Raw genomic sequence first — 23,458 nt, forward strand, 5'->3', positions numbered from 1 at the left:
CAGCCGACGCTGCCGCCCAGCCGACGCTGCCGCCCTGCCGTCGCTGCCGCCCTGCCGGGCGCTGCCGCCCCTGCCAAAGCCGCCGGGCCCGGCAACGCCCCGTCCTGCGCTGCATGCGCTCACCTGCCGCGAGCCGCTGCCGCCGCCCCCCGCACATGCACCTGCCGTCTTCGGCGCCTCGTTCGCCGCTTCGTGCGCTGCCTCGCCCGGGGCCACGGTCCTGGCCGACACCTCGCATCAGTCCTGACGTCTCAGCGCCACCCCTACCTGGAGGTCGCCCGTGTTCCCGCGTCCTGAGCCACCCACCCCGGCCCGCCTGCGCTCACCACGACCGATGACCGCTGACTGTGCGGCAGAGCCACACCGGCGGCTTCGCCTCCGTGCCCGGCTCGGCGGCATCGCAGGACCACTCGCGCATCAGCTTCCGCATCGTCGCGACCCGCACCCGGACCACCTGCCGGGGCGCCTGCCGCTGGTCGACGCCCGAGAGGCATCCGCTGCCGCCCCTGCCGGTGCTGCCGGTGCCGCTGCCGGTGCGGCGGGGGGCGTGGGTAGGGCAGCGGCGGCTCGTGACCGTGTTGGCGTTGCCGCCAGAAGGGCCGCGGTTGCCGGTGCCGTGATGGTGGCCTCGTTCACGGTCGCCGGCCCTGCCGCCGCGGCGGGCGGAGGGATGCTTGCGGTGAAGTCCTTGCCGGAGGTGATCGACGCCGCCACGTTGTGGATCGTCGGGATCCTGACCGTCGCGGGGATCTTCTTCTTCACTCTCGGCGGGGCCCGGTACATGTTCGCCGGCGGTGACCCGGGCGAGGTGGAGAAGGCCAAGTCCGCCTTCAAGGGCGCCGCTCTGGGATTCGCCCTGGCGGTCCTCGCGCCGGTGTTCATGAGCATCCTGAAGTCGATCCTCGGCGCATGAGCGGCCATCAGCGGCCGTTGCAGAGGTCGCCGACCAAGGCCCGCGAGAGCGTGTCTTCGGGGGTGGGCCGCGGTGGGCGGAAGCCGCTGCTCGGTGTCGGACTCTTGGCGTTCGTTGCCCTGGCGCTGGTCGGGTCGGCGGGGGCAACCGAAGGCCGCGAAGCGGGGACGTCCGCTGAAGGGCCGCCGGTCTTGGCTGCCACGTTGGCGTTCGCAGTGGTGCCAGCGGCTCAGGCGCCTCCCGAGCCTGCGCCGCCCACGGGATCACCGACGCAGCCCTCGCCTCAGCCGAACCCAGCGCCGACGCCCGAGCCCACCCCCGACCCGGCGCCGGAGCCAGCTCCGACGCCTCCGGTCAGCCCCGACCCCGGCGCTCCGCTGGATCCTGGCACCGATGACGAAGAGCCGGGCCTGTTCGACCTGACCGGCCGGGTGAAGGCGGCCATCGATGGGTGGATGGCCGACCTGGTCACCTCGGCGCTGAACCCGACACTGCGGCTGCTGGGCGGAACGCTCCTGGCTACCCCGGACCTGACCGGCAATCCGAGGATTCGGGAGCTGTGGACCGGCAGCCAGGTCGCCGCCAACGCGGTCTTCGTGCTGTTCATCCTGGCGGGCGGCGCGCTGGTGATGGCCAACGAGTCGCTGCAGACCCGGTACTCGCTCAAGGAGATCCTTCCACGGCTGTTCGGCGGGATGGTCGCCGCGAACGTCAGCCTGGAAGTCGTCGGCCGCCTCCTCGAGTTCGCCAATGCCCTCACCGGCGCGGTCGTCGGTGAGGGTTTGGACCCCGCCTCGACCGGCGAACGGCTGACCCAGTTGCTGGTCGGATCCATCCGTGACGGCGGCTCCTTCATGTTGATACTCGGCCTGGTCGCCGCCGTCCTGGCGCTGATCGTCACCCTTACGTACGTCATCCGGGTCTCGATCACCGTGCTGCTGGTGATCGCCGCGCCGCTGTTCCTGATCTGCCACGGTTCCCCGGCGACCGCGGGTGCCGCGACCTTCTGGTGGCGAGCGCTGGCCGGTTGCCTGGCGATCCAGCTCGGGCAAGCCGTCACCCTGCTGGCCGCGCTGCGGGTCTTCTTCACGCCCGAGGGGTTCAACCTCCTCGGCCTGCCCACCGACTCCGCCGGCCTGGTCAACCTCCTGGTCGCGGTGTGTCTGCTGTGGATCCTCGCGCGGATCCCGTCATGGGTGTCCCGCTCGGTCTTCACCTCCCGCCGTTCAACGGTCGTCGGCATCGTCCGCTCGATCGTCATCGTCAAGGCCCTCGGCGCCGTCGGCGTCCTCCCGCGCCGCCGCGGGGCCGTCGGTCATTGAGGCCATCGCGCCAACGAGGTGCCCCGCCTGCCCGGGCAGGTCGCACCAAGGCCGTGCCATGCGTCGTCGGCCGTCGACATCCCCTCATCGAAAGACCATCGACAGGAGCAGGGAGCCTTCGTGTGACCACCTCCAGCCGCCGCTCTGGCTACGCCGTCGACTACGGCGACGATGGCCGGGTCCGCGTCCCGGCGGACATCGACCGGCCCGACCAGCTGATCGCCGGCCTGACCGGACGGCAGGCCGCGATCCTGGCCGCCTTCGGGGCCGTGCTGTGGTTGGCGTGGCAGGCGACCCGCGCCTTGGTGCCGCCGCTGGTGTTCACCGCCGCCGCTGCCCCGGTCCTGGCCCTCGGCGCCGTTGTTGCCCTCGGGCGTCGCGACGGACTGCCTCTGGACCAGTACGTCCTGGCCGCCTGGCGGCACGCCCGCACCCCACGCCATCAGGTGCACGCTCCCGAGGGCGTCGCGCCGGTGCCGGCGTTCATCGACGCTGCCTTCGCCGCGTCGGCCTCGGCCGGCGACGATGGCGGCAGCTCCGCTTCCACGCAAGGCCCGGGCGGTGCCGGTGGCGGGGGTGGCCGGTCGCGTAAGGCGCCCGTGGTCACTCCGGTGCCGGCGGCGCCGGTCGCCGACGGCATCGACGCCCAGGGGGTGGTCGACCTCGGCCGTGACGGAGCGTCCCTGCTCGCCGCGGTCGGCACGGTGAACTTCGCCCTGCGCACTTCGCAGGAGCAGCAGGCCCTGATCGGCGCCTTCGGTGCCTGGCTGAACTCCCTGCCAGGGCCTGTCCAGATCCTGGTACGCGCCGACCGCGCCGACCTGGCGCCGCTCATCACCTCGCTGCGCCACGACGCACCCGGACTGCCACACCCGGCGCTGGAGACCGCCGCCCGACGGCACGCGGACTTCCTTGCAGACCTCGCAGTCACCCGCGACCTGCTGCACCGTCAGGTGCTACTCGCTCACCACGACACCCACCCGATCAACCCCGGAGCGTTCCGGCAGCGGCAAGACCAGGCCGCTCGGGCCCAGCGCGCGCCCACCCCCCTGGCGCGGCTGGGCAGCTTGATCAGCCCACGTGCTGGACGCACCGCCGGCCCCGGACGGGCACCGGCCGCGGGCCGCCCACTACACCGCCGAGCCGAGGACAGCGCGCGGATGCTGGCCGGTGCCGACGTGGCCGCCACGACCTTGGACGGCCCAACCACCTCCGCGTTGTTGGCGGCGTCCTGCCATCCGGCCCCGAGCCACCCCGTCCGCGGTCACGTTGAGGCCCACCTCCTCGCGGGCGGCATCCGCCCCGGGCTGGGGGCCGGGATGAGCCCCGGCAGGGCCGACCCGGCGGGCACGCCGCGTGCCACCCGGCTCGGGCAGATTGACTCGGCGGGGTTGACGCCGCAGTCGTTGCAGTTGGGCGCGCAGTCGTTGGCGGTGGCCGGTGAGCACGTGGCGACGTTCGCAGTGACCGGCTACCCGGCCGAGGTCGGGCCGGGCTGGTTGGAGCCGCTGCTGACCTATCCCGGCCGCCTGGATGTCGCCGTCCACATCGAGCCCGTCTCCCCGGTCGTGGCCGCGGACCGGCTGCGCAAGCAGCGGGCGAGGCTGGAGTCCACGAGGCGGCTGGCCGAGACCAAGGGCCGGTTACAGGACCCCGAACTGGAGGCCGCGGCGGACGACGCGACCGACCTTGCCTACGCCGTCGCCCGCGGCCAGACCCGCCTCTTCCGGGTCGGGATCTACCTGACCGTCCACGCCCCCGACTCCGACACCCTGCACGATGCGGTCGCGCGAGTGCGAGCGTTGGCCGAGTCGCTGCTGCTGCGGATCGAGCCGGCCACCTGGCGGACCGTGCAGGGGTGGGTCACCACCCTCCCGCTCGGCGTGGACGCACTGAAACTGCGCCGAACACTGGACACCGGCGCCCTGGCCGCGGCGTTCCCCTTCGTGAGCTCCGACCTTCCCGCCTCCGACCCGGTCCGCCCAGGCAGGTTGTCCGGCCTGCTGTACGGGGTCAACGCCACCTCACCCGGCCTGGTGGTCTGGGACCGGTGGTCGCAGGACAACTACAACTCCGTCGTCCTGGCCCGCTCCGGCGCCGGGAAGTCCTACCTGACCAAGCTGGACGTCCTGCGCTCCCTCTACACCGGCGTGCACGTCGCCGTGATCGACCCCGAGGACGAGTACACCCGCCTGGCCCACGCCGTCGGCGGCACCGTCCTGGCCCTGGGCCGCCCAGGCGTTCGTCTCAACCCCCTCGACCTGCCCCCAACCCACGCCGCCACTGCTGATGGATCAGGCGCCGGGCCGGGGGCCGGTGTCGATCGGGACGGGCTGACCCGGCGGGTGCTGTTCGCCCACACCTTCCTCGACGTCGCCCTCGGTGGCTTGGACGCCGCCGAGCGCGCCGCCCTCGACCACGCCCTGGCGACCGCCTACCAGCAGGTCGGGATCACCACCGACCCCCGCACCTGGGCGCGCCCGGCCCCGCTGCTCAGTGACGTGGCCACCGCCCTGACCGGACTGCACGCGGCCGGGGTAGCCGAGGCGGGAGGACTGGCCGCGCGGCTGGCGCCGTTCGTCACCGGCTCCTACGCCGGCCTGTTCAACGGAGCCACCACCGCCCGCCCGGACGGGCACCTGGTCGTGTTCTCCCTGCGCGAGCTGCCGGACGAGCTGAAGGCGTTGGGCACCCTGCTCACCCTCGACGCGATCTGGCAGCGAGTCTCCGACCCGTTCGTCCCGGCCACCGCCCGCCGCCGACGCCTGGTCGTGGTGGACGAGGCATGGCTGCTGATGCGCGACCCCGCCGGTGCCGCATTCCTCTACAGGCTCGCCAAGGCAGCCCGCAAGCACGGCACCGGCCTGAGCGTGGTCACCCAGGACGCCGCCGACCTGCTGTCCACCGACCTCGGCAAAGCCGTCGTCGCCAACGCCGCCACCCAGATCCTCATGCGCCAGGCACCACAGGCCATCGACGCGATCGACGAAGCCTTCGGCCTGTCCGCCGGAGAACGCCAGATCCTGCTCGCCGCACCGCGCGGCCACGGGCTCCTGCTGGCCGGAGGCAGCCACCGCGTTGCCTTCGACGCCATCGCCAGCCCCTTCGAGGACCACTTGTGCAACTCCACCCCGCCCGTCCTGACCCATCCCACCATCCAGCCTGCCACCGGCCCCGCCGCTGGCGCCGCCGGCTCCGCTGACACCCCCGAAGTCGGCGAGGTCGCCGCAGCCACCGAGGGCGACGCATGGGCGCAGGACATCGACGACCCGTACGGACTGCCGGAGGGCACCCGATGACCACAGCCCCCACCACAACCACCACGGCGTGGCCGCCGACCGCCACCCCTGCCATCGAAGCCGAGGCCGGCGGCACCACCGGGCTTCCGGGTGCGAACGACGAGCCTGGCGGCTGGATCGGATGGCTGCTGGAGCACCCCGACGAGCTGTTCACCAACGCCAAGCATGTCGCCATGCACGCCGTCCTGGAGTGGGGATCGGCCTCGGCTGCCGCCTTCGTCGTCCTCGTGGCGGCCGTGGTGCTGGGCAGACGCAGCAGGCGACGGCGCCAGCTGGGCCGGTGGTGGGCCGATGCCCGGCTGGTGACCATCACGCCACCGCCGGACGTCGAGTCGACCGGTGGGCCGGTGTTCTGGGGGAACCTCGTCGGGCTGATCCGCCCGCCGCGTCGGCGGCTGTTCGAGGGGCAGCCGCACGTGGCGTTCGAGTACCTCTGGAGCAGCAACGGCGCCCAGATCCAGGTCTGGGTACCCGGCGTCATCCCACCCGGCCTGGTCGAACGCGCAGCCGAAGCCGCCTGGCCCGGCGCGCACACCACCACCGAACACGCTCGCACACCCTCCACGGCCGGCGCAGCGAGCATGACCGAGGACAGCGCCGCCGCGACGGGTCGCACGCGGTTGTCGGCGCCCCTCCCGCTGGGTGGCGGCGTGCATGGCGGGGTTGTTGACGCGAGGGCTGCGGTGGCGACCGGCGGGACGCTGCGGCTGGCGCGCACCGAGATCCTCCCGCTGGCCACCGGGCACGAGGCGGATCCGCTGCGGGCGGTGTTCGGCGCCGCCACCGGCCTGGGCCCGGGCCAGCACGCCTGCGTGCAGATCCTCGCCCGACCGGTCACCGGCCGCCGCCTTCGTCGAGCCCGCCGCGCCATGCGCCACCTGCGAGCCGGACAGGCTGCCAAGCCAGTCTCCCGGCTCCTGGACCTCATCAGTCCGGGCCCCCGCAGCACCAGCCGCCCGGTCCGGGCCGCCGCCGACCCCGAACGCACAGCGCAGATCCGCGCCGCCGTCACCAAGGCCGCCGAACCCGCCTGGGAGGCCCTCGTCCGCTACGCGCTCACCAGCACCCCCGCGACCCGTCACCATCAGGACCGTCGTCATGCGCGCCGTCAGGCCCGGCAGTTCCGTCGCGCCGAGATCGGGCCGCTGCGTGGGCGTGCACACGCGCTGGCATCGGCGTTCGCGCTGTACTCCGGCCGCAACTTCCTGATCCGACGTCGGCTACGCCATCCCGACGTCGCCGTCGCCGCCCGAGGCATGCACGCCGGTGACCTTCTGTCGGTGACCGAGCTCGCCGCCCTGGCCCACCTCCCGCTGGACGCCGACATCCCGGGCCTGGCCCGCGCCGGTGCCCGCGCCATCGCGCCACCGCCCGGGATCGCCTCCGGCCCCCAGCAGACACCGGACACCAGCACGCAGGGCAGGGACGGCGATGACGTCGGTGCGGTCTGCGGCGAGGATGGTGGCCGGCCGCTGCCGCTGGAGCGGGTCGGCTCCAGCGACGGCGTCCACGCCGAGGACGAGCAGCGACGGCCGGGCGCAGGCACGGTCACCACGAGGGACGCGGTAGCCGGCGATCGGTCCGGCAGGCAGGTCAAGGTGCTCGGTGACACCGACGTCGGCCATCCCCGCCCGGTCGCGGTCACCGTGGCTGACGCTCGTCACCACCTGCACGTGATCGGGGCGACCGGCTCGGGCAAGTCCACCCTCATGATCCACACGGTCCTCGCCGACATCGACGCCGGCCGCGGCGTGCTGGTCATCGATCCCAAGGGCGACCTCGTCCTGGACCTGCTCGACCGCATCCCCGCCCGCGCCGCGCGACGGCTGGTGCTGATCGACCCCGACGACGCCGCCCCGCCGCCGTGCCTGAACCCCCTGGACCTGGCGCCCGGCGCCGACGTGGACACCGCCGTCGACAACCTCGTCGGAATCTTCCGGCGAATCTTCTCCGGGTTCTGGGGGCCACGCACCGACGACATCCTGCGCGCCGCCAGCCTCACCCTCCTGCGCGCACCACACCTAGGAACCGATCCCCCACGAGGGCTACCAGGAGGGCAGCCGAGGCAGACCGTGGCAACGCTGCAGACCGTGCCGACGCTGGTGGACATCCCACGCCTGCTGGACGACGAGACCTACCGCGGCGGCCTCACCGCCGATATCGACGACGAGGTACTCGCCGGGTTCTGGGGCTGGTACGACCGGCTCCCCGAAGGCCCACGCGCGACCATGGTCGGTCCGGTGCTGAACAAGCTCCGGGCGTTCCTGCTGCGCTCGTTCGTCCGCGACGCCATCGCCGCCGGCCCCGCCACCTTGGACATGACCCGCGTCCTGAACGGCGGCATCGGCCTGGTCCGCCTCCCCAAGGGAGTACTCGGCGAGGAGACGTCCCGCCTGCTCGGCTCCTTCGTCGTGGCCCGGGCCTGGCAGGCCGCGTCCTCCCGGGCGAGCGCCGGCACACCGAGGATCGACGCCGCGCTCTACGTCGACGAAGCACACAACTACCTCAACCTGCCCTACCCGATCGAGGACATGCTCGCCGAAGCCCGCGGCTACCGGCTCTCGATGACTCTCGCGCATCAAAACCTCGCCCAACTCCCACGCGAGCTGCGCGAAGGCATCTCGGCCAACGCCCGCAACAAGGTGTTCTTCAACGCGAGCCCCGAGGACGCCCGCGACCTTGAACGCCACACCACCCCCACACTCCGCGCGCACGACCTGTCCCACCTGGGTGCCTTCCAAGCCGCCGCCCGTCTCGTCGTCGCCTCCGGCGACACCCCCGCCTTCACTCTGCGCACCCGCCCCCTGCCACCGGCTATCCCCGGCCGCGCTCGTCACCTGCGCGCCATCGCCGCCAGCACACCCCGTACCAGCACACCCCGTACCAGCTCAGCCCCGCACCCCGGGGTGCCAAACGACACTCCCCGCCCTGGCCCGACCGACTCCAACGGCCCGAGCAGGCCGGCTCACCCGCGCGATCCGCGGCAGCGCCGCAGCACCAGCCCCCGACCGCAGAACCCGCAAGTCCCTGCCGGAGCCTCCATCCCGAACGAAAGGACGTGATGACGCGGATGAACCCTGCGGCGAACTCCCACTCCTTTGCCGACAGCACCGATCGCCAGACCGGCGGAAAGGCCCGGGAAGTCTCCTCGCCCGCGCCGGAGCCGACCGACGACCGAACCAGCCCAGGTCTGTTCGACGAGGTCGCCGCCGCCCCGGGATACCGTCCTCGGCTGGTCGCCGACACCAGCACCCGCCGCCGCGCCCGCCGCGACGAGACCCACCCCGCCCGGACCCCTGCCCCCAATCCTGCCCGCCGCCCGGTCCGTAACCCGCCGCGCAGTCAGGCGGTAGGGCGGCAGGTCGGTGGCGGTGGGGGGTTGCTGCGCCTGGCGGCCCGCTTGACCGTCCGCGACCGGTGGCTGCTGAGGATGCTGCTGGAGCACCGAGTCCTCACGACCAGCCAGATCGCCCAACTGGCCTTCGGCAGCCAGCGGATGGCCAACGTCCGGCTGCGGACCCTTCACCAACTCGGTGTCGTGGACCGGTTCCGCCCCTATACCGACCGCGGATCCGCGCCATTGCACTACGTGCTCTCGTCCGCAGGCGCCGACGTCCTGGCCGCCACCTACGACACCACCGTGGCCGACCTCGGCTACCGGCCCGAGCGCCTGGCGAACCTCGCGGTGGCTCTGCACCTGGCCCACGACGTCGGCGCCAACGGCATCTTCACCGCCCTGGCCGCCCACGCCCGGCAGCACGACAACCCCACTACGGCCCCCACCCCGCTCCCCGCGGCCCCCACCACGGCCCTGACCGCGTGGTGGTCCGAGCGACGCTGCCTGGACGCCTGGAACGGCCTGATCCGGCCCGACGGCTACGGCTGCTGGCAGATGAGCCAGGGAACGCGAACGACAGAGGTCGACTTCTTCCTGGAGTACGACACCGGCACCGCGAACCTCGACCGCCTGGTAAACAAGCTCGACGGCTATGCGCGCCTCACTGCCGCCTCCGGGTTGTCCAGCCTCATCCTGTTCTGGCTTCCCAACCTGACCCGGGAGGCACATCTGCACCGCGCCATCACGGCCTGGCAGCAGAACCGCAACGGCCAGCCCGCCCTGCCGGTCGCCACCGCTGTCCCGCTCGTCCGCCTCGCACCCAACGGCCGACCGGTGCCCGAAGGCGGCGTCATGGCCGGGCCTGCCGACCGGATCTGGCTCCCGGCCATCCCTCAGACTCAGACCTATACGAGCACAGCCGGTGGCAGCACCGCGCCGGGTCGACGCGCCCTGGCAGACCTGGAGACGCTGCTGCGACCGACCCCCAGCCACCAGCTCCCGGGCGACCGCTGGACGAGGTCCCTCGGTCACCACCCTCAGGTCGGCTCCTCAGACGCAGACGTCATCGACGAGGTGATGCCCTACGGGCTCGGCCGTCCCACGCTGCACGACCACCTGCACGACGACATGTGCGTGCCGGACGACGTGACCCAGGCGCCCGATCCCAGCGCACCGACCTTCGTCCCTCCCGGCTCGGGGCACAGCGATCGTCGCCGTGGGGGCGGGTGACGGAGGATGAGCGGACTGCCGGTGCGCCTGGCCGCCGGTCTCGGCTGCGGATTCCTCGCGCTCCTGCTCCTCGTCCAGAGCGCCGTCCTCGCCGTCCTCGGCGGCGGCGGGGGCGGCGCCGGATGTGATGCAGCGTCATTGGAAGCGGGTGCGGGGGCGCCGGAACTTACCGGGGAGCAGAACGTGAACGCCGCCACGATCCTCGACGTTGCCGATGAGCGGCGGATGCCGCAGCGGGCCGCGGTCATCGCCATCGCCACCGCCATGCAGGAGTCCGGTCTGCGGAACCTCGCCTACGGCGACCGGGACTCCGTCGGCCTATTCCAGCAGCGTCCTTCCCAGGGCTGGGGCTCGGCGCCGGACGGACCCGGTGACCAGCGCACTCCGGCCCAGCGTTTGCGCGACCCCCGATACGCTGCCACTGCCTTCTACACCGCCCTGGACGCCGTGCCGGGCTGGCAGCAGCTGCCGGTCACTGCGGCCGCCCAAGCCGTCCAGCGCTCCGCCCACCCCGGCGCCTACGCCCGGTGGGAGCCACTCACCGTCCGCGCCGTGGCGGCTCTGACTGCGCAGACCTGCCTGGACGCAACCGACCTCGTGTCCGCCGAGGCCGGGCCAGCGGCGGCGACCGCGATCTCCTACGCCCGCGCACAGCTCGGACTGCCCTACGTCTGGGGAGGCGACGGGCCCCGCCAGGGCGACGCCGGATTCGACTGCTCCGGACTCACCCATGCCGCCTACCAAGCAGCCGGCATCAACATCCCCCGAACCGCCCAGACCCAGTACGACGCCGGCCCTCGCCTTCCAACCGGCGCCGCACCTCAACCCGGAGACCTCGTCTTCTTCGGCACCGGCCCGGACCACGTCACGCACGTCGGCCTGATCGTCACCGACCCCAACTTCATGATCAACGCGCCACGGAGAGGGACACGGATCCGTCTCGAACGAGTCTGGGCGACCAAGGTCGTCGGCTACTCCCGCCCCAGCGCCGCCGCCGACTAAACTGTAGGTCTCGAAAGAGATGACCAATTCCCGACGAGGTGTCCACCGACTTGTCTGCCGGTGGACATGTTGGTGGGACACACGGTGCCGGAGAGCGCGAGCCGGGGTTGCGCGGGTGCCAGCGGCCGTGGGGACCGCCTTCACTGCGCTGCCCAGGAGCCGCGGACTTCGACGACACGCCAGGGCTGCCCCTTGCGTCGTCGGCGGTCGAGGGCGGTAGCTTGCAGGAGGCGTGAGCGGTGGCTTCTCGGCGTTGCGGGCCGACCGTGCAGGGGCCATAGAAAGGCATGCGGTGGGGGACGGATGACGCGGTCGGATACCTTGCGAAGCGAGCTTGCTCGCCTCCAGGCGACCGAGGCGGACCTGCGCCGCAATATCGCTCGTGAAGAGGCAGCCTCGTCGGCAGCCTGGGCGGCCGCGACAAAGAAGCGACAGGAGGCAAGCCGAACCCAGTCAGAGAGCACTCGTCGAATGGCGTCGCGGTCGGCTGAGGCGCAGGACAAGAAGGTCGTCGCGGCCGAGAAGAAGATCGGTGAGCTCAAGACGAAGGTTGCCGCCAACGCAAAGTCGCAGGCGGACAAGCGTCGTAGCCTGTCCGCCGCCGAGAGCGCCGAGCGCCAAGCCGAGGACCGCGCTGACCGGCGCCGCCGCAGCGAGGAGAAATCCCACGTACGTGAGATCGCTCGGTTGTCCCAGGCTCCCGTTCGCTACGTCCAGATCCAGCCGCCCGAGCCCGAGCGGTTGCGGGTCCTCTACCTGACCGCGAACCCTGAAGCTCACGACGAGACGACGACGTCACCGGATGGCACGACGACCACGAGATCCAGTTACCTGCGTCTCGACGCTGAGGTGCGAGCGGTGCAGCAGGTTCTGCGCAGCGCGAGGTACCGCGACCTCGTCACCGTGGAGCACCGGCCGGCTGCTACCGCCGAAGACTTGATCGACGCGCCCAACGACGTGCGACCCCACGTCGTCCACTTCTCAGGTCACGGATGGAGCGGCGGCCTGGTCTTCGACAACGGCGACCTCGCGGATCCGCGTAATCACTCGGTCGAGTTCGATCTGCTGGCTGCGGTCCTGTCCGCCACCGACAGCCCCCCGCAGGTGTTGGTGATGAACGCGTGCGAGACACTCCTCGGCGCGGAACTGCTGTTGCCCGCCGTGCCTGTCATCGTCGCTATGGCTGACAGCATCGACGACACAGCCGCCATCGTCTTCGCACGCCGCTTCTACTCCGCTGTGGCAAGCGGACAATCGGTCGGCTCCGCTCTCGCCCAAGCCAGGGCCGCTATGCGCCTTGCGGCTCTCGATGACGCCGACCTGCCGCAGACTGCGACTCGCGAGGACGTTGACGCGGAACACTTGGTACTCGTTGCACCCACCGCAGTGCCGTCGACTAGCGCGGCTCCGCGGATGTGACCTCTCGCCGAGGACGCGCCGGGCCGCTCGACCCTCGCAGGAACTGAACACGTGTTCTCCCCGCTCCTCGGGTTCGCATGGGGAAGGGGATCCAGGGGTACCGTCGAGACAAGGGCGGATCACTGCGCTGATGACGTGGGGCTGTCGCTGATCGTCGCCGCCGCACGGTAAAGACAACTCCCTGCACAGATCACTGGACAACTCGATGGACGAACTCCGCCGACGCCGCGGGGTTGGCGCAAGATCCACGGACAGGTTCAGTCGGAACGCACATGAACCCTGGCGCTGCCCGCCAGGGCAGCGCCGTGTCCCGGCACCGGGTGGGCCGAGCACAGGGTCAACACCCGTGGGCTGGCCAGTCAAACGTGAAGCGGCGAAGCCGCCCCCCTCGCGCGTGCGGGTGGGCGGCTGCCGACGGCCCAGTGCGGGCCGTGGTGAAGCCGGGTCAGCCGGGCTGGGTAGAGGCGCGGTGTCTGGTACAGCCCGGCCGGTGGGCGGGGTCGGGCCGGAACTGGTCACTGTCCGGGCGGCCGGGGGATCCCGGGAGCAAGGTGCGTCCGAGGTCGATCAGGGAGGTGACTCGGTAGGTGGGGACCAGCTGATGGCAGCCGGGGCACGGGTGCAGCAGGTGGAACACGTCGGAGCGGCCGGATTCACAGATGAACTCGTATCGGCCGTTCCTCGGCGCTCCGGGGCCGGGGTCGGCGAGCACGAGCGCGCTGCCCCCGTCGCCATCGAGGATGGCCAGGGCCGCCCCATCCAGCACAGTCAGTCGCACTTCCGGGACCCCCATCGGCCCCGGGACACCGTAGGCGCGGTCGGGGTCCGGGGCGGCAGTGACGCTCACCGGGTCCACTCCCAGGGTGCAAGCCAGGATCCGGGTCGCCCGTGCCGCCCGCTCGTACCACCCGGGCGGCAGTGTGGCCGGGTCGTGGGAAACCCGCGCCGCACTGGCCCGGGTCGCGCCTACGGCTCGTGCGGCGAGGCCGACCCTGCTCGGTCGTGTAGCCGAAGGCGTGACCTCGGCCGGCCGGGACTCCGGGGGTGCTGGCTGTGCCTGACCTGCCGCTACCCCCCGGCCTGTGGATTCGCCATCGCTGCTGCCGCTCGTGATCGGTCGTGTGCTCATGGTGCTCCTTCGGTTTCTCGGGGATGCGGATTCTCGACATGTGGATCCGGGGCGATGCATCGAGCGCCGCTTGAACGCCGCCTCCGCCGTCAGCGCGAGGTCGGGGCGATGCGGTAGCGGCGGGGACGATCGCTGACGCGCACGGCGAGTCCCTTGTCGGTGAAGCGCTCCAGCGCGTTGCCGATCGCACCGGAGGAGCGGTCCAGCACCTTCCACAGGGCCCGGGGCGACCAGTCCTGGTCGGGGTGTGCCTCCAGGTGCGCAAGGACGAGGTCGCCCAGCTGTCCCTTGCCGAGCCTGCCGGGCTTGCTGTCGGGGATCGGGGACGGTGTCGCTGGCGACGTTCTGGCGGACGAGGCGGCGGATCGATGTGAACCGCCGGCAGCCTCGGGCTCGGCGGCGCCGCCCGGCTCGGTGTCGCGGGATGACCGGGTCGGCTTCGGGCTGTCTGCGGCCGTGGGCTGCCCGGTGGTCCACAGGTCGGCGGTGCGCCGCTTGGTCGGCTCGGCGGTCTCTTGGCGGGTGCGGTTCACGACACCGTGTGCTGCCAGGGCCTGCAACGCCTTCGAGACGGTTGACCGACCGACACCCGCGTGCTTCGCGAGTTCTTCCGCCGTGCTCCCGGGGTGCGCGTGAAGCGCCGACCAGATCGCCTCGATAGCCGGGGTTGCCGTCACTGACGCAGGCAGCGCCTGCCCCGGCTGCTTTGAGTTCGCCGTTGGTGTCGCGGAGGACTTGACGGAAGCCGGTGTCGTTTGTGCGGCGCGTCGCGGACTGCCGCTGGGAGTGGCGCCATGTTGCTGCGTTCGGACCCGCGCCGTTGCCCCGGTCTTCGGACCTGTGGCTGTTTTCGGCGTCGGGGTTTTCGGTGCCGCAGCGTTCTTCGCCCGTGGCGTCCTACTCGAGGCGGTCTTCTTGGAGGCGGTGGTGGTCATGGCACTCTCCTATCGTCAGTGACCGTGAACTGGCGGCTGCGAAATCGGTTCCCCTGCGGGGGATTTCATGTACGCCACATTTCGCGTCAGGGGTGTTGCGGGTCCATCCACGCTCGACGTTCGTCGAGAGGTCAAGTCCATTCCCGTCGGGCTTCACCTTCTTGGCGAGTTGTCGATCGGCAACGATGTAGAACTCGTCGGGAACGGGCTGCTGGGTGGCATTCGTGACAACCGGGGCCGCGACACACACGACAACAAGCCGACGGTCAGGCCACGGGCCCCCGGGAGCGGGGACCGGACCCGGGACGTCGAGGATTTACGTCGTCGCTGGCGTGTAGGCGCGCAGCGCGGGATCCGTCAGCCGCAGCCGTGGTGGGGTGGCCCGTGGACGGCGATCCAGGGCCGGTCGAGCCTGCCGGCTGAGGGCGCCGAGTTCCTCTTCCACAGTCCGCCGCCGCACCTTGACGACCCCGACGACGTGACGGGCTGGCTCGCCGAGGTCACCGAGTGCGGGTGGGGGGCCCCGGTTGGAGGTCCCCGACCCGCCCCGGCGGGTGTTTCAGGCGTGCTGGAGGGTGTGGGTGGCGGCGCTGACGATGGCGTCTACGGCAGCGGCGGGTTCGGTCAGGGTGATTAGCTGTGCACCGGTCATCGGATGTGCACCCGGCTCGAGGGCGATCCACAGGACGCCGCAGCCGGTGCCGCGCAGGCGGGTGATGCGGTTCTGACCGGCGGCGCGCTGGTCGGGGGTGTAGTGCCCGTCGGAGACGATGACCAGGAGGCGGGCGGCGTCGCGGCGGGTCAGGTCGAGGGCGGCGTCAAGGGCGTCGACGGCCTTGGTGAAGCGCTCGGTGCTGTCTACGGCGTTGAACTCGGTGACCTCGGCGGGGACGTGTCCGGGGTGGGTGACGGGGCGCACGTACCGGCCGTAGATCACGGTGGCTGCCTTGGCGTCGGGCACGTAACCGACGGCGCGGTTGACGATCCAGGCGGTGGAGGCGATCACTGGCGCTGCGGCGTACATCGAGCCGGACACGTCGCACGCGATCCCGATCCGCAGTGGCGGGGTCGGCACATGGCGGCGGGTGGTGCGGGTGAACGGCTCGGCCGTCACGGTTGCTCCGGCGGCGCGTTGGGCGTCGGCGGCGAGAGCGCCGCGCATGCTCAACCTGCCGGGCGGGGTGGCCGACCGGGTGATCGTGGCGACTCGGTCGCGGGTACCGGCGGCGCGTAGTGCCCGTGCCAGGCGACGTGCCGCGACTGCCTCGGCCTCGGTCGGTTCGCGGGTTCCGGCGAGGGAGGTGTCGCCGCCGTCGGCATGAGCGTGCGGACCATCGAACACCGACCGCACCGCGCGATCAGCGGCTCGGCGTGCCGCCGACTCGTCTGCGCGGGCGGCTACCCGCGACTGCCTCCCAGCCGCCTCGGCGGGCGTGTCCGCTACCTTGACCGCTTCAAGGGTCGCCGCGACGGCGGCGGCGATGGGGGACAACGCGTCTGCCTCCGCCCCGGGTGTGCCGGTCGAGGTCGTACCGGTGCGCTCGGTGTGACCGTCGGCGGGGTCGGTGGCGTCGGGGTCGATGCCGAGGGCCACGCACCAGTCACGACCGAGCGCGAGCATCCGGGGTCCGTCGTCATCGCCGGTGGCATGTGCGGCCTGCCACAGCTCCCGCAGCCGGGCGAGGCGGTCCGCGCCGAGCACGGTCGTGATCGTGTGGGTGAGCGCCTCGGTCTCCTCCTCGTCCAGGACCCCGGCATCTACCCGGGCCAGCAACAGTCCGGCCGCGTGCGCTGCCGACCACATCCGCAACTCATCCGCGCCCCAAGCGCCATGCGCACTAGGCACCTCGGGCGCGCCGGGTGCCTCTGGCGAGCTCGCCTCCCCCGGTGTGGACCCTTCGGACTGCCCGAGCTCGCTCGGCGCGGGCTCGCTCGACGCACCAGCCTCGCTCGACCCAGCGGGCCGGGTGCTGGCGGGATCGAAGGCGGTGACCTCGGGCATGATCAGGGTGGTTGCGGCGGCACGGAGCCAGTGCCGGTCGCCGGGGCGGCGGGCGAGGTGAACCGCCTCGATTCGGGATTCCTCAAGCAGCATCGCGGCGGCCATGGTCGCCGGTCCGGTCGTCGCCTCCGACGCCTCGTCGTCGCGGTCGGTGGCGCTCGCGTCGGTGGCCGAGGCGGTGGCGGGCGTGGTGGCGGTGGGCAGGCTCCAGGTGCTGTGCCGGGCGTGGGCGCACTCGTGGGTGAACACGCCCCACATCGGCGCGTACCGTTCGCGGTCCGAGGGCTTGCCGGGGTGGCAGGTGGCGGGGTCGACCCCGGCGTCGGTCAAGGTAGCGGCGTCGAGCTCGATGGTCGCCAGTGCGGGGACGAAGCATCCGGGTGCGCCTCGCCCCGCGCCGGGTGCCACGGTCACGGTCACGTCGTCACGCTCGGCCAGGGTGGGGACGTGGTCGCTGAAGTGGGCCGACAGCCGCAGCCACGCCTTCACGTGAGCCGCTGCCTTCTTCGCCGCCGCCTTCGCCGCTGCCGCATCCGCAGGGCCGGTCGATCCCGCCGCCGTCGGCGGATCCGTCGGCTCGCTCGTCCCAGTCGGCTCGGTGGGCCGCTCCGGCTCGGTGGTCTGGTCCGGGTGGGTGGCGTCGAGGGTGGGGGTCGGGTCAGGGTCGGTGAGAAGGTGCGTCGGGCTCATGATCCGGTTGTCCTTTCGGTGACGTGACGACGAAGTGCGCGTGCGCGGGTGTGGTCAGATTTGGCGGCCAAGGGCGAGCGGGGTAACGGGTCGGCCGTAGGTCGTGGAGACGACTTGTGCGACGACGTCGCGGTCCTCCTCGGGGGCGATGCCGACGAGGTTGGCGATGGCGGCGTCGAGGCCGAGGACACCCGCGAGGCGCTGGAACGCGATCAGTTCCCGCAGTTGGGGTGCCCACCCGATCTCGCCCTTGCCGTGCCGGGTCGCGAGGTTGCGCGCGACCCGCACGGCCCGAGGGTCGATCTTGAGCGCGGAGGCGAGGTCGTAGTCGGTGGAGACGTGGATCTGCGCGGCGAACCGGGAAGCGAGTGCCTCGGTCAGGACGGCACCGTGGACACCGGGGTTGTGTCCGGCGATCACGTAGAAGCCGTCGGCGGCTGTGATGGTCTCGCCTCGGTGGGCCTTGACCTGGATCTGGCGACGGCCGTCCATCGCGGGGTAGGCGACGGCGAGCACCTTGGGTGAGATCAGGGTCGCGTCGTCGATCAGGAGTGCCCGACCCTCGAGCATCGCGGTCACCAGCGGGCCGTACACGAACTCGTACCCGCCCGCAGGCTTCTGGGTGTACTCGCCGATCAGGTCAGCCACGGCGGTGTCACCGTCACCGGCAATCGTGATCAGATCCGGGAAGGCAGCCTCGATCAGGGAGGTCTTGCCAGTGCCGGGCGGGCCGTACAGGAGCGCGGGGATCCCGGCCGCCCGCAGCTTGCGCAAGGCGGCCACATCGGGCAGGTCGGCGAGGGTGCGCGGGTGGTACGTCATCCCGTTGGGCCGCACAACCGGCCCGGTCACCTTCTCCTCCGCACCCGCCCCGGCCTCCGCACCGGCTCGGCGCGCTGTGGCACGCGAGGCGGAGGAGGGGGCCGAGGTCGGCGCCTCGGCCGACGTGGAGGGCTGGGTGGCACCGGATGCCGGGGCAGGAGCGCTCGGGGCCGTAGGGGCACCTCGGGGCGTGCGGGCGGGCGAAGCGGTGGCTGCCGCAGCGGTGGTCGCGGTCGCGGCGTACCGGACGGGGCGCTCGCTGGCGATGATGGCCTCGCCGCGCGCGGCGAGCGCGGCGAGTGCGTTGCCGACCGCACCGGCCGAACGGTCCAGCGCGCGAGCAATCGAGCCGGGCGTGTGCTCGCCCGGATGCGCGGCGAGATGGGCGGCAACCATGCCCCTCAGCTGGCCCATCCGCAGCTTCCCGCTCACCGGAACGGGCGCGGTCGGTGCGGTCGGTGTGGCGCCCGGAGTGGTGGGGGTGCCGGTCATGATGGGTGCCTCCTATATAGCGGGCGGGATTAGTGAAAGAATTGGGGTGGCTATCCGGGTGTATTGCGTCCCGGAATTGCGACTACCCCCATCCACCCTCGACGCCCCCGTGAAGTCAAGCTGATCCATTGTTTTCCGGTGACTTCTCCAATGTCACACCGACAGGTCCGTGAATTGGGCGCGAAAATAGCGACGTTGGACCTGGATCCGTCCGGCTGGATCGAGCTATCATTAGTGACATGGCGCCGCATCATTCACCCCGGTCATAGGCGCCGCTCGGCGACCGTCACGCGCGCGCCGGCGCTGCGCCGCCTCGGTGACGAACGGGCGAGCCTCCCACCTCGGCGACTGGCGGAGCCGGGCGAGTAAGGGTCAGCCGAGACGCGGGCATGGCGGGCGGGGTGACGAACCCCTCGCCCAAGGGCGTTGCCAGCTTGTCGGTCAGGAAGGGCAAGCACCAAAGCCACGGAACGGCAACACCCGTCAGACACGACCAGGGCCACCGAGCCCGGCCAATCCCCACCAACGGGTGCACCCCAACTGCACCAGTCTGGACGGCCACGGGAGGGGTGAGGCACGCCTCTGACCTGCACAGATACCGGAACTTACCCCCTCCCGCCTGGGCGGGAGGGGGTAAGGAGTCGTTCGGGGAGGGGCCGGGGAGGATGCACAGGAGGGGCCTTCGGGCCCACCGGCTGGGCCCGGTTGCGCCGGCCGGCCGGGCCCGGCTGGGCCAGCCGGGGCGTGGCCCCTCGGGTTGACGACCACGGGGTCCGTGGTCGGAATTCAGGGGAAATGGGCTTTCCGCCGAGGGTGTTGCTTCCCTACAGTGAGGCACCAAGGAGCCCCGCATCACTCGCTCCGAGGCAGGTATTTGGGCCGCCATGGTTTCTACACGAGCGGAAAGGGACCACGGAACGGGGACGATGCAACATTACCCTGACGCCATTGGCGTGGCGCAAGCGAATGTCGTAGCTATGCCGGGATTTCAGCGGGCCTGATCGTGAACTATTTCGCCACGCGAGTCGCTGTCGTGACGGGAGCCGGTTCCGGCATCGGGCGGGCGATCTCCCGTGAATTGGCGGCTGCGGGCGCCCAGCTGGCACTGGCGGATCGCGACGAAGCGTCGTTAGCCGAAGCTGCCAGCGAATGCCGGTCCGAGAGTCCGCGAGTCAGCGCCACAGTGGCCGACGTCAGTGACCGCATCCAAATGATGGATTACGCAGAGGCGGTGGCGAACGAATTCGGCCGTGTGGATGCGGTGTTCTGCGTTGCTGGGGTCATCGCCTCCGGGAGCTTGCTCGTCACCGACCTCGCTGATCCCGAGTACGTCGTCTCCATCAATGTCCTCGGCACGATCAACACCACCAGGGCGTTCCTGCCGCACCTGATCACGGCCGAGAGTGGGCACGTTGTCGTGGTGTCCAGCGCGTTCGGCCTGATGGCCGCGCCGAACTACGCCGCGTACAGCGCCTCGAAGTTCGCCGTCCGCGGCTTCTCCGACGCGCTCCGGCAGGAGTTGGCCCTTGCCGGCCATCCGGTATCGGTGACGTGCGTGTACCCCGGCGGTGTCCGGACGCCGATCGTCCGCAACGGTCGCTTCGCCACCGGCGAGGACTCCGCCGGGATCATCGACGCGTTCGAACGGCGGATCGCCCGCACCGAGGCGAAGGACGCCGCCGCAGCCATTCTTCGCGGCGTCGAGCGGCGCCGCCCGCGTGTCCTGGTCGGTCCCGACGCCCGGCTGGCGTCCCTGCTCACCCGAGTCGTGCCGAACACGTACCCGGCGCTGGTTCCCTGGCTGGCCCGCCGGGTCGGGCTGATCAACAAGGCGAGAAGGTCCTCATCCGCAACTGCCGAGAGACGGAGGTGACCGATGGCCGAACGCTGGTTGCTCATAGAAACGTTCGGCGGGAAGGGTCGCGACGAGCCCACTGTGATCGGCGTGGGTAGCACGCCCAAGGGCATGGTGCCGCTGTCGTCCGTGCTCGGACGGGGGCGTTACCTGGGTGACGCACGTGCCCTTCTCGCCCGCGTCTACGCAGCCCGCCAGCGGGTGCGCATGTCGTCCGCCGACGGCCGGCGTCAGTTGATCGGGGACCCGCTCATCGCGTTCTCAGGCCGCCTGCACGGCGTCTACGTCTGGATGGGCGGCCCGGACGAGGAGCCACCTCCCCGGGATCCGGCCGGCGCCTGGTACTTCAACCTCACCACGGGAAAGATCGGCGGCTCCGACGACCTGCTCGATCTGTACGGCGTCCCGCCCGAGGAGCGGCGCACTGAACGACGGCTCGCCGAGGCGTTCGAGCGCCTGATCACGAACGCCGACGAGGCCGATGCCCTCGCGGTCATCGTCCGCGCCCAGCCGGGAGTCGAGCACCAGGCCACCTGGACCGTTCGCCGTGACGACGGTCAGCTGCGCGCGGCGAACTTTGCGTGCCGCACGGTCGAGGAGACCACTGAGGACGGTGGCACCGAGGTCGTCCTTCGCGGCATCACCCACGACATCGGCGAGGCCGAGACCACTCCCAGCGCGCCACCCCAGATGGTGCTCGCGCAGCAGGTGCTCGCCGCCGAGAAGGAGCCGGGCAAGCACCGCGCCATCATCAACCTGCGCACGCTCACTCTGCTGCGATGGGTCGATGAGCCGATGCCCGGTGTCTCGTGGGAGAACGACTCACCGCACCCGCCGGCCATCCACCCTGACGACCTATCCGCGGCCAGGAGCATGTCCGACGCCCTCGCCGGTGTCGGCCGAGTCCGGGACACCATCCGGGTGCGCGCCACCACCGGCGAGTGGAGGCCCCTCGTCGTCGACGCCAGCCTGATGCTGCTCGACCAGCACACCACGGCCGCACTCGTCACCCTCACCGCACACTCTGGCTGATCGTGCGCCTCGCGACCCGGCGGCAGAAGGCGTCACGCGCGGAAAAGCGTTGACTACAACCGGTGGGCGCCCTCTAGAATCCAGTCCTGCCCACACATGTGGGTTTGGGTTGGCCTTGTACCCATCGGGCTGATCCCCGTCTCGCACCACGCGGCTGATGCATGCATGCCGCCCTCAGCGACGGGGATAGGGAATGGTCGATCCGAACACCGTCCGACACATCCTGAACGCGCTCGACGGCGAATCGGAGCCAGCCGTCCGCGCGCATCTCAAGCGTGGGCCCGATGCGGTCCGCACACCTGCGCCGCGCCGTGTCACGGGCCATGAACTGGCGGACCTTCACCGCGCACCGGCGCGGGTGGTGCGTCCGATCCGCCCATGCTGTGACGTCATTCGGCTCCCCGAATCGGCCGTCTCGTTGCACAAGAAAACGCAACTGATTGGCGATTCGGAATTTTTCCCGTCCTGACACTCACGGGGGAAACATTGGCGGATCCAGAAAGAGTGAAAGCGCTCATCGCCGGATTGAGCGGGGCTTGGGAGCCAGCCGTGTTGTTGGCGCTGGAGGATGGCTCCCTCCGCTCGGCCGAGTTGCGTCGAGCGGTATCCAGGGGTTTGGACTACCGCGTGTTCAGAGACACGGTCCTTCGGCTCGTAGACCGCGAACTGGTCAACCGGGTGGAGCGTGGTCCGCTCGAAGTCTCCTACCAGCTCACCGATGCAGGGCGCTCCGTGGTGAGTTTCCTCAACGACCTGGAGACGTGGGCCGAGGAGCATCCCGATGACGCGATCCACGTCTACCGCCGTCCACCTGCCCAGAACCAGTGAGCCAGGCAGTCGGCGATCCGAAGTCGGTACCCCCGCGGGCGCGATCGACGGGCCCGCTCCGTCCCTCGGCGTTGGGACGTGGCTGTAGACGCTCAACCGCCCCCACCGTGACGGCCATAGTTGGCTCCACCTAACGTCCGCCTGCGGGCTGAGGCCGTGACGCTGTGCGACCGATCGTATGCGCGCGACGGCGGCCAGATGGCTTGTGCGTCGCGGCGCTCGGCGGCATGACCGGACGGGGCTGGCGCCGCGCTTTTCCAGCGCGCGCCAGCGCACACTGTACGCGGCACGAGCGTGCGTTGCTGTTAATGAGTGCCGCTCGAACTTCTCGTCGGGCAAGATGCCGATGCAAGAAGGACTGACGACCTCCGCGCTCACGGCCAGCCATCACCCACCCCTACAGACGGTTCAGGGCCGCCGGACGGACCGGCGACCTGAAGCTAGGTCCAGGGTGGGCAGTGTGGAGGCGTTGTCGGATGCGGCGGTGATGGAGCGGTAGCGAGGAGGAAACCCCAATGGAACCAAGGAGAATGGTGCGGCTGCTGGGGCTCCCCGAAGCGCAGCGTCTGCCGGTCGTGGCGGAAGGACTGGAGCTCCTTGCCGAACACGTGCGCGGCAAGCAGGACGACGCCGCGGCCCTGCATGAGGTGGGGCGTCACGGGTCGGGTCGCCTGCTGGCGACCTTGGCAGATGAGGAGGCTGCCAAGGCGTCGATGCTTCTGGATGCGGTGAGGGTGGCATGGAAGCCGCATGATCAGGTGGAGAAGCTGCTGGGCCGGTCCTTCTACGACCACCTGTCACGGCTGAATATCGCTGAGATTTACGACTTCCCTGCGCATCTGGACCAGGTCGAAATCCAGGAACTGCTGGACCTAAACCGCGACACCTTCTATGTCGACGGTCCGAACGACGTGGACTGGGTGTTCCGGAACCGGCAGCTGAGCCGGCGTGAGGGCCTGATGTATGTCGACTACTGCATGAGGACCGATGGCACCGCGGAGTGGATCAGCCCGCAGGACCACGTCGACACTGAGCTGGCCGGATTCCTGCACTCGAGGGTTAGCCGCGGAGCGCTGCTACTCCTGACCCTGCAACGGATTGGCCTACTCACCATGGCTGGGTTGCAGGTCATTCAGGGTCTTCGAAGTTAG

General features: G+C 71.0%; 17 protein-coding genes and 1 pseudogene. 14 read left to right on the forward strand and 4 right to left on the reverse strand.

The annotated features are described in order from the left end of the window. The 9 genes and pseudogenes from AC08OU_RS09420 to AC08OU_RS09460 form a co-directional block, all read left to right on the forward strand. Positions 1 to 247, forward strand: a pseudogene (locus AC08OU_RS09420) (hypothetical protein); the annotation flags it as partial. Positions 248 to 347: 100 nt separating this feature from the next. Beyond that, a complete protein-coding gene (locus AC08OU_RS09425) occupies positions 348 to 620 on the forward strand; it encodes a hypothetical protein (RefSeq protein WP_476604693.1) in 273 nt (90 codons plus the stop codon). A gap of 59 nt (positions 621 to 679) precedes the next feature. Further along, a complete protein-coding gene (locus AC08OU_RS09430) occupies positions 680 to 913 on the forward strand; it encodes a pilin (RefSeq protein ID WP_476604694.1) in 234 nt (77 codons plus the stop codon). Further along, entirely contained in the window at positions 910 to 2,235 is a 1,326-nt protein-coding gene (locus tag AC08OU_RS09435; RefSeq protein ID WP_476604695.1) for a TrbL/VirB6 family protein, read from the forward strand. The genes AC08OU_RS09430 and AC08OU_RS09435 overlap by 4 nt, the downstream gene beginning before the upstream one ends. A gap of 122 nt (positions 2,236 to 2,357) precedes the next feature. After that, positions 2,358 to 5,534, forward strand: a complete 3,177-nt coding sequence (locus tag AC08OU_RS09440; protein ID WP_476604696.1) for a PrgI family mobile element protein — start codon at positions 2,358 to 2,360, stop codon at positions 5,532 to 5,534. Beyond that, the gene (locus tag AC08OU_RS09445) at positions 5,531 to 8,596 is read left to right on the forward strand and encodes a type IV secretory system conjugative DNA transfer family protein (protein ID WP_476604697.1); all 3,066 of its coding nucleotides are present in this window, start codon (positions 5,531 to 5,533) and stop codon (positions 8,594 to 8,596) included. The genes AC08OU_RS09440 and AC08OU_RS09445 overlap by 4 nt, the downstream gene beginning before the upstream one ends. An 8-nt stretch (positions 8,597 to 8,604) precedes the next feature. After that, on the forward strand, positions 8,605 to 10,101 hold the full coding sequence (locus tag AC08OU_RS09450) for a replication-relaxation family protein (RefSeq protein WP_476604698.1): 1,497 nt from the start codon (positions 8,605 to 8,607) through the stop codon (positions 10,099 to 10,101). Between the two features lie 6 nt (positions 10,102 to 10,107). Further along, positions 10,108 to 11,103, forward strand: coding sequence for a C40 family peptidase (locus AC08OU_RS09455; RefSeq protein ID WP_476604699.1), 996 nt, complete (start codon positions 10,108 to 10,110; stop codon positions 11,101 to 11,103). Between the two features lie 471 nt (positions 11,104 to 11,574). Further along, positions 11,575 to 12,522 (forward strand): CHAT domain-containing protein, encoded by a 948-nt coding sequence (locus AC08OU_RS09460; RefSeq protein ID WP_476604700.1) that lies wholly within the window; start codon positions 11,575 to 11,577, stop codon positions 12,520 to 12,522. Between the two features lie 445 nt (positions 12,523 to 12,967). Here the strand turns inward: AC08OU_RS09460 and AC08OU_RS09465 are convergent, their stop codons facing one another. From AC08OU_RS09465 to AC08OU_RS09480, 4 genes are all read right to left on the reverse strand, one after another. Next, positions 12,968 to 13,369: a hypothetical protein gene (locus AC08OU_RS09465; protein WP_476604701.1), complete on the reverse strand. Its 402-nt coding sequence runs from the start codon at positions 13,367 to 13,369 to the stop codon at positions 12,968 to 12,970. 371 nt (positions 13,370 to 13,740) lie between these two features. Continuing rightward, on the reverse strand, positions 13,741 to 14,328 hold the full coding sequence (locus tag AC08OU_RS09470; protein ID WP_476604702.1) for a MarR family transcriptional regulator: 588 nt from the start codon (positions 14,326 to 14,328) through the stop codon (positions 13,741 to 13,743). Between the two features lie 817 nt (positions 14,329 to 15,145). Further along, positions 15,146 to 17,278 carry a vWA domain-containing protein gene (locus AC08OU_RS09475; protein WP_476604703.1) on the reverse strand — a complete coding sequence of 711 codons (2,133 nt, stop codon included), beginning with the start codon at positions 17,276 to 17,278 and terminating at the stop codon, positions 15,146 to 15,148. Between the two features lie 54 nt (positions 17,279 to 17,332). Continuing rightward, positions 17,333 to 18,592, reverse strand: coding sequence for an AAA family ATPase (locus AC08OU_RS09480; protein WP_476604704.1), 1,260 nt, complete (start codon positions 18,590 to 18,592; stop codon positions 17,333 to 17,335). A gap of 1,033 nt (positions 18,593 to 19,625) precedes the next feature. Between AC08OU_RS09480 and AC08OU_RS09485 the strand changes: the two genes are divergently transcribed. The 5 genes from AC08OU_RS09485 to AC08OU_RS09505 all read left to right on the forward strand — a co-directional run bounded on the left by AC08OU_RS09485 (position 19,626) and on the right by AC08OU_RS09505 (position 23,458). Beyond that, positions 19,626 to 20,465, forward strand: a complete 840-nt coding sequence (locus AC08OU_RS09485) for an SDR family NAD(P)-dependent oxidoreductase (protein WP_476604709.1) — start codon at positions 19,626 to 19,628, stop codon at positions 20,463 to 20,465. Between the two features lie 3 nt (positions 20,466 to 20,468). Then, positions 20,469 to 21,479: a GAF domain-containing protein gene (locus AC08OU_RS09490; protein ID WP_476604705.1), complete on the forward strand. Its 1,011-nt coding sequence runs from the start codon at positions 20,469 to 20,471 to the stop codon at positions 21,477 to 21,479. A 193-nt stretch (positions 21,480 to 21,672) separates the two neighbouring features. Continuing rightward, positions 21,673 to 21,948 (forward strand): hypothetical protein, encoded by a 276-nt coding sequence (locus AC08OU_RS09495; RefSeq protein WP_476604706.1) that lies wholly within the window; start codon positions 21,673 to 21,675, stop codon positions 21,946 to 21,948. Between the two features lie 35 nt (positions 21,949 to 21,983). Beyond that, entirely contained in the window at positions 21,984 to 22,307 is a 324-nt protein-coding gene (locus tag AC08OU_RS09500; protein WP_476604707.1) for a winged helix-turn-helix transcriptional regulator, read from the forward strand. Between the two features lie 533 nt (positions 22,308 to 22,840). Next, the gene (locus AC08OU_RS09505; protein WP_476604708.1) at positions 22,841 to 23,458 is read left to right on the forward strand and encodes an AbiV family abortive infection protein; all 618 of its coding nucleotides are present in this window, start codon (positions 22,841 to 22,843) and stop codon (positions 23,456 to 23,458) included.

The organism is Frankia sp. CcMO1 (genome assembly GCF_977945845.1).

What these genes read in the sequence shown, in the direction of transcription:
- AC08OU_RS09495 (WP_476604706.1), top strand. Translation starts at nt 21,673, where the DNA reads ATGGTCGATCCGAACACCGTCCGACACATCCTGAACGCGCTCGACGGC.
- AC08OU_RS09490 (WP_476604705.1), top strand. Translation starts at nt 20,469, where the DNA reads ATGGCCGAACGCTGGTTGCTCATAGAAACGTTCGGCGGGAAGGGTCGC.
- AC08OU_RS09455 (WP_476604699.1), top strand. Translation starts at nt 10,108, where the DNA reads ATGAGCGGACTGCCGGTGCGCCTGGCCGCCGGTCTCGGCTGCGGATTC.
- AC08OU_RS09450 (WP_476604698.1), top strand. Translation starts at nt 8,605, where the DNA reads ATGAACCCTGCGGCGAACTCCCACTCCTTTGCCGACAGCACCGATCGC.
- AC08OU_RS09435 (WP_476604695.1), top strand. Translation starts at nt 910, where the DNA reads ATGAGCGGCCATCAGCGGCCGTTGCAGAGGTCGCCGACCAAGGCCCGC.
- AC08OU_RS09460 (WP_476604700.1), top strand. Translation starts at nt 11,575, where the DNA reads ATGGCGTCGCGGTCGGCTGAGGCGCAGGACAAGAAGGTCGTCGCGGCC.
- AC08OU_RS09475 (WP_476604703.1), bottom strand. Translation starts at nt 17,278, where the DNA reads ATGAGCCCGACGCACCTTCTCACCGACCCTGACCCGACCCCCACCCTC.
- AC08OU_RS09480 (WP_476604704.1), bottom strand. Translation starts at nt 18,592, where the DNA reads ATGACCGGCACCCCCACCACTCCGGGCGCCACACCGACCGCACCGACC.
- AC08OU_RS09445 (WP_476604697.1), top strand. Translation starts at nt 5,531, where the DNA reads ATGACCACAGCCCCCACCACAACCACCACGGCGTGGCCGCCGACCGCC.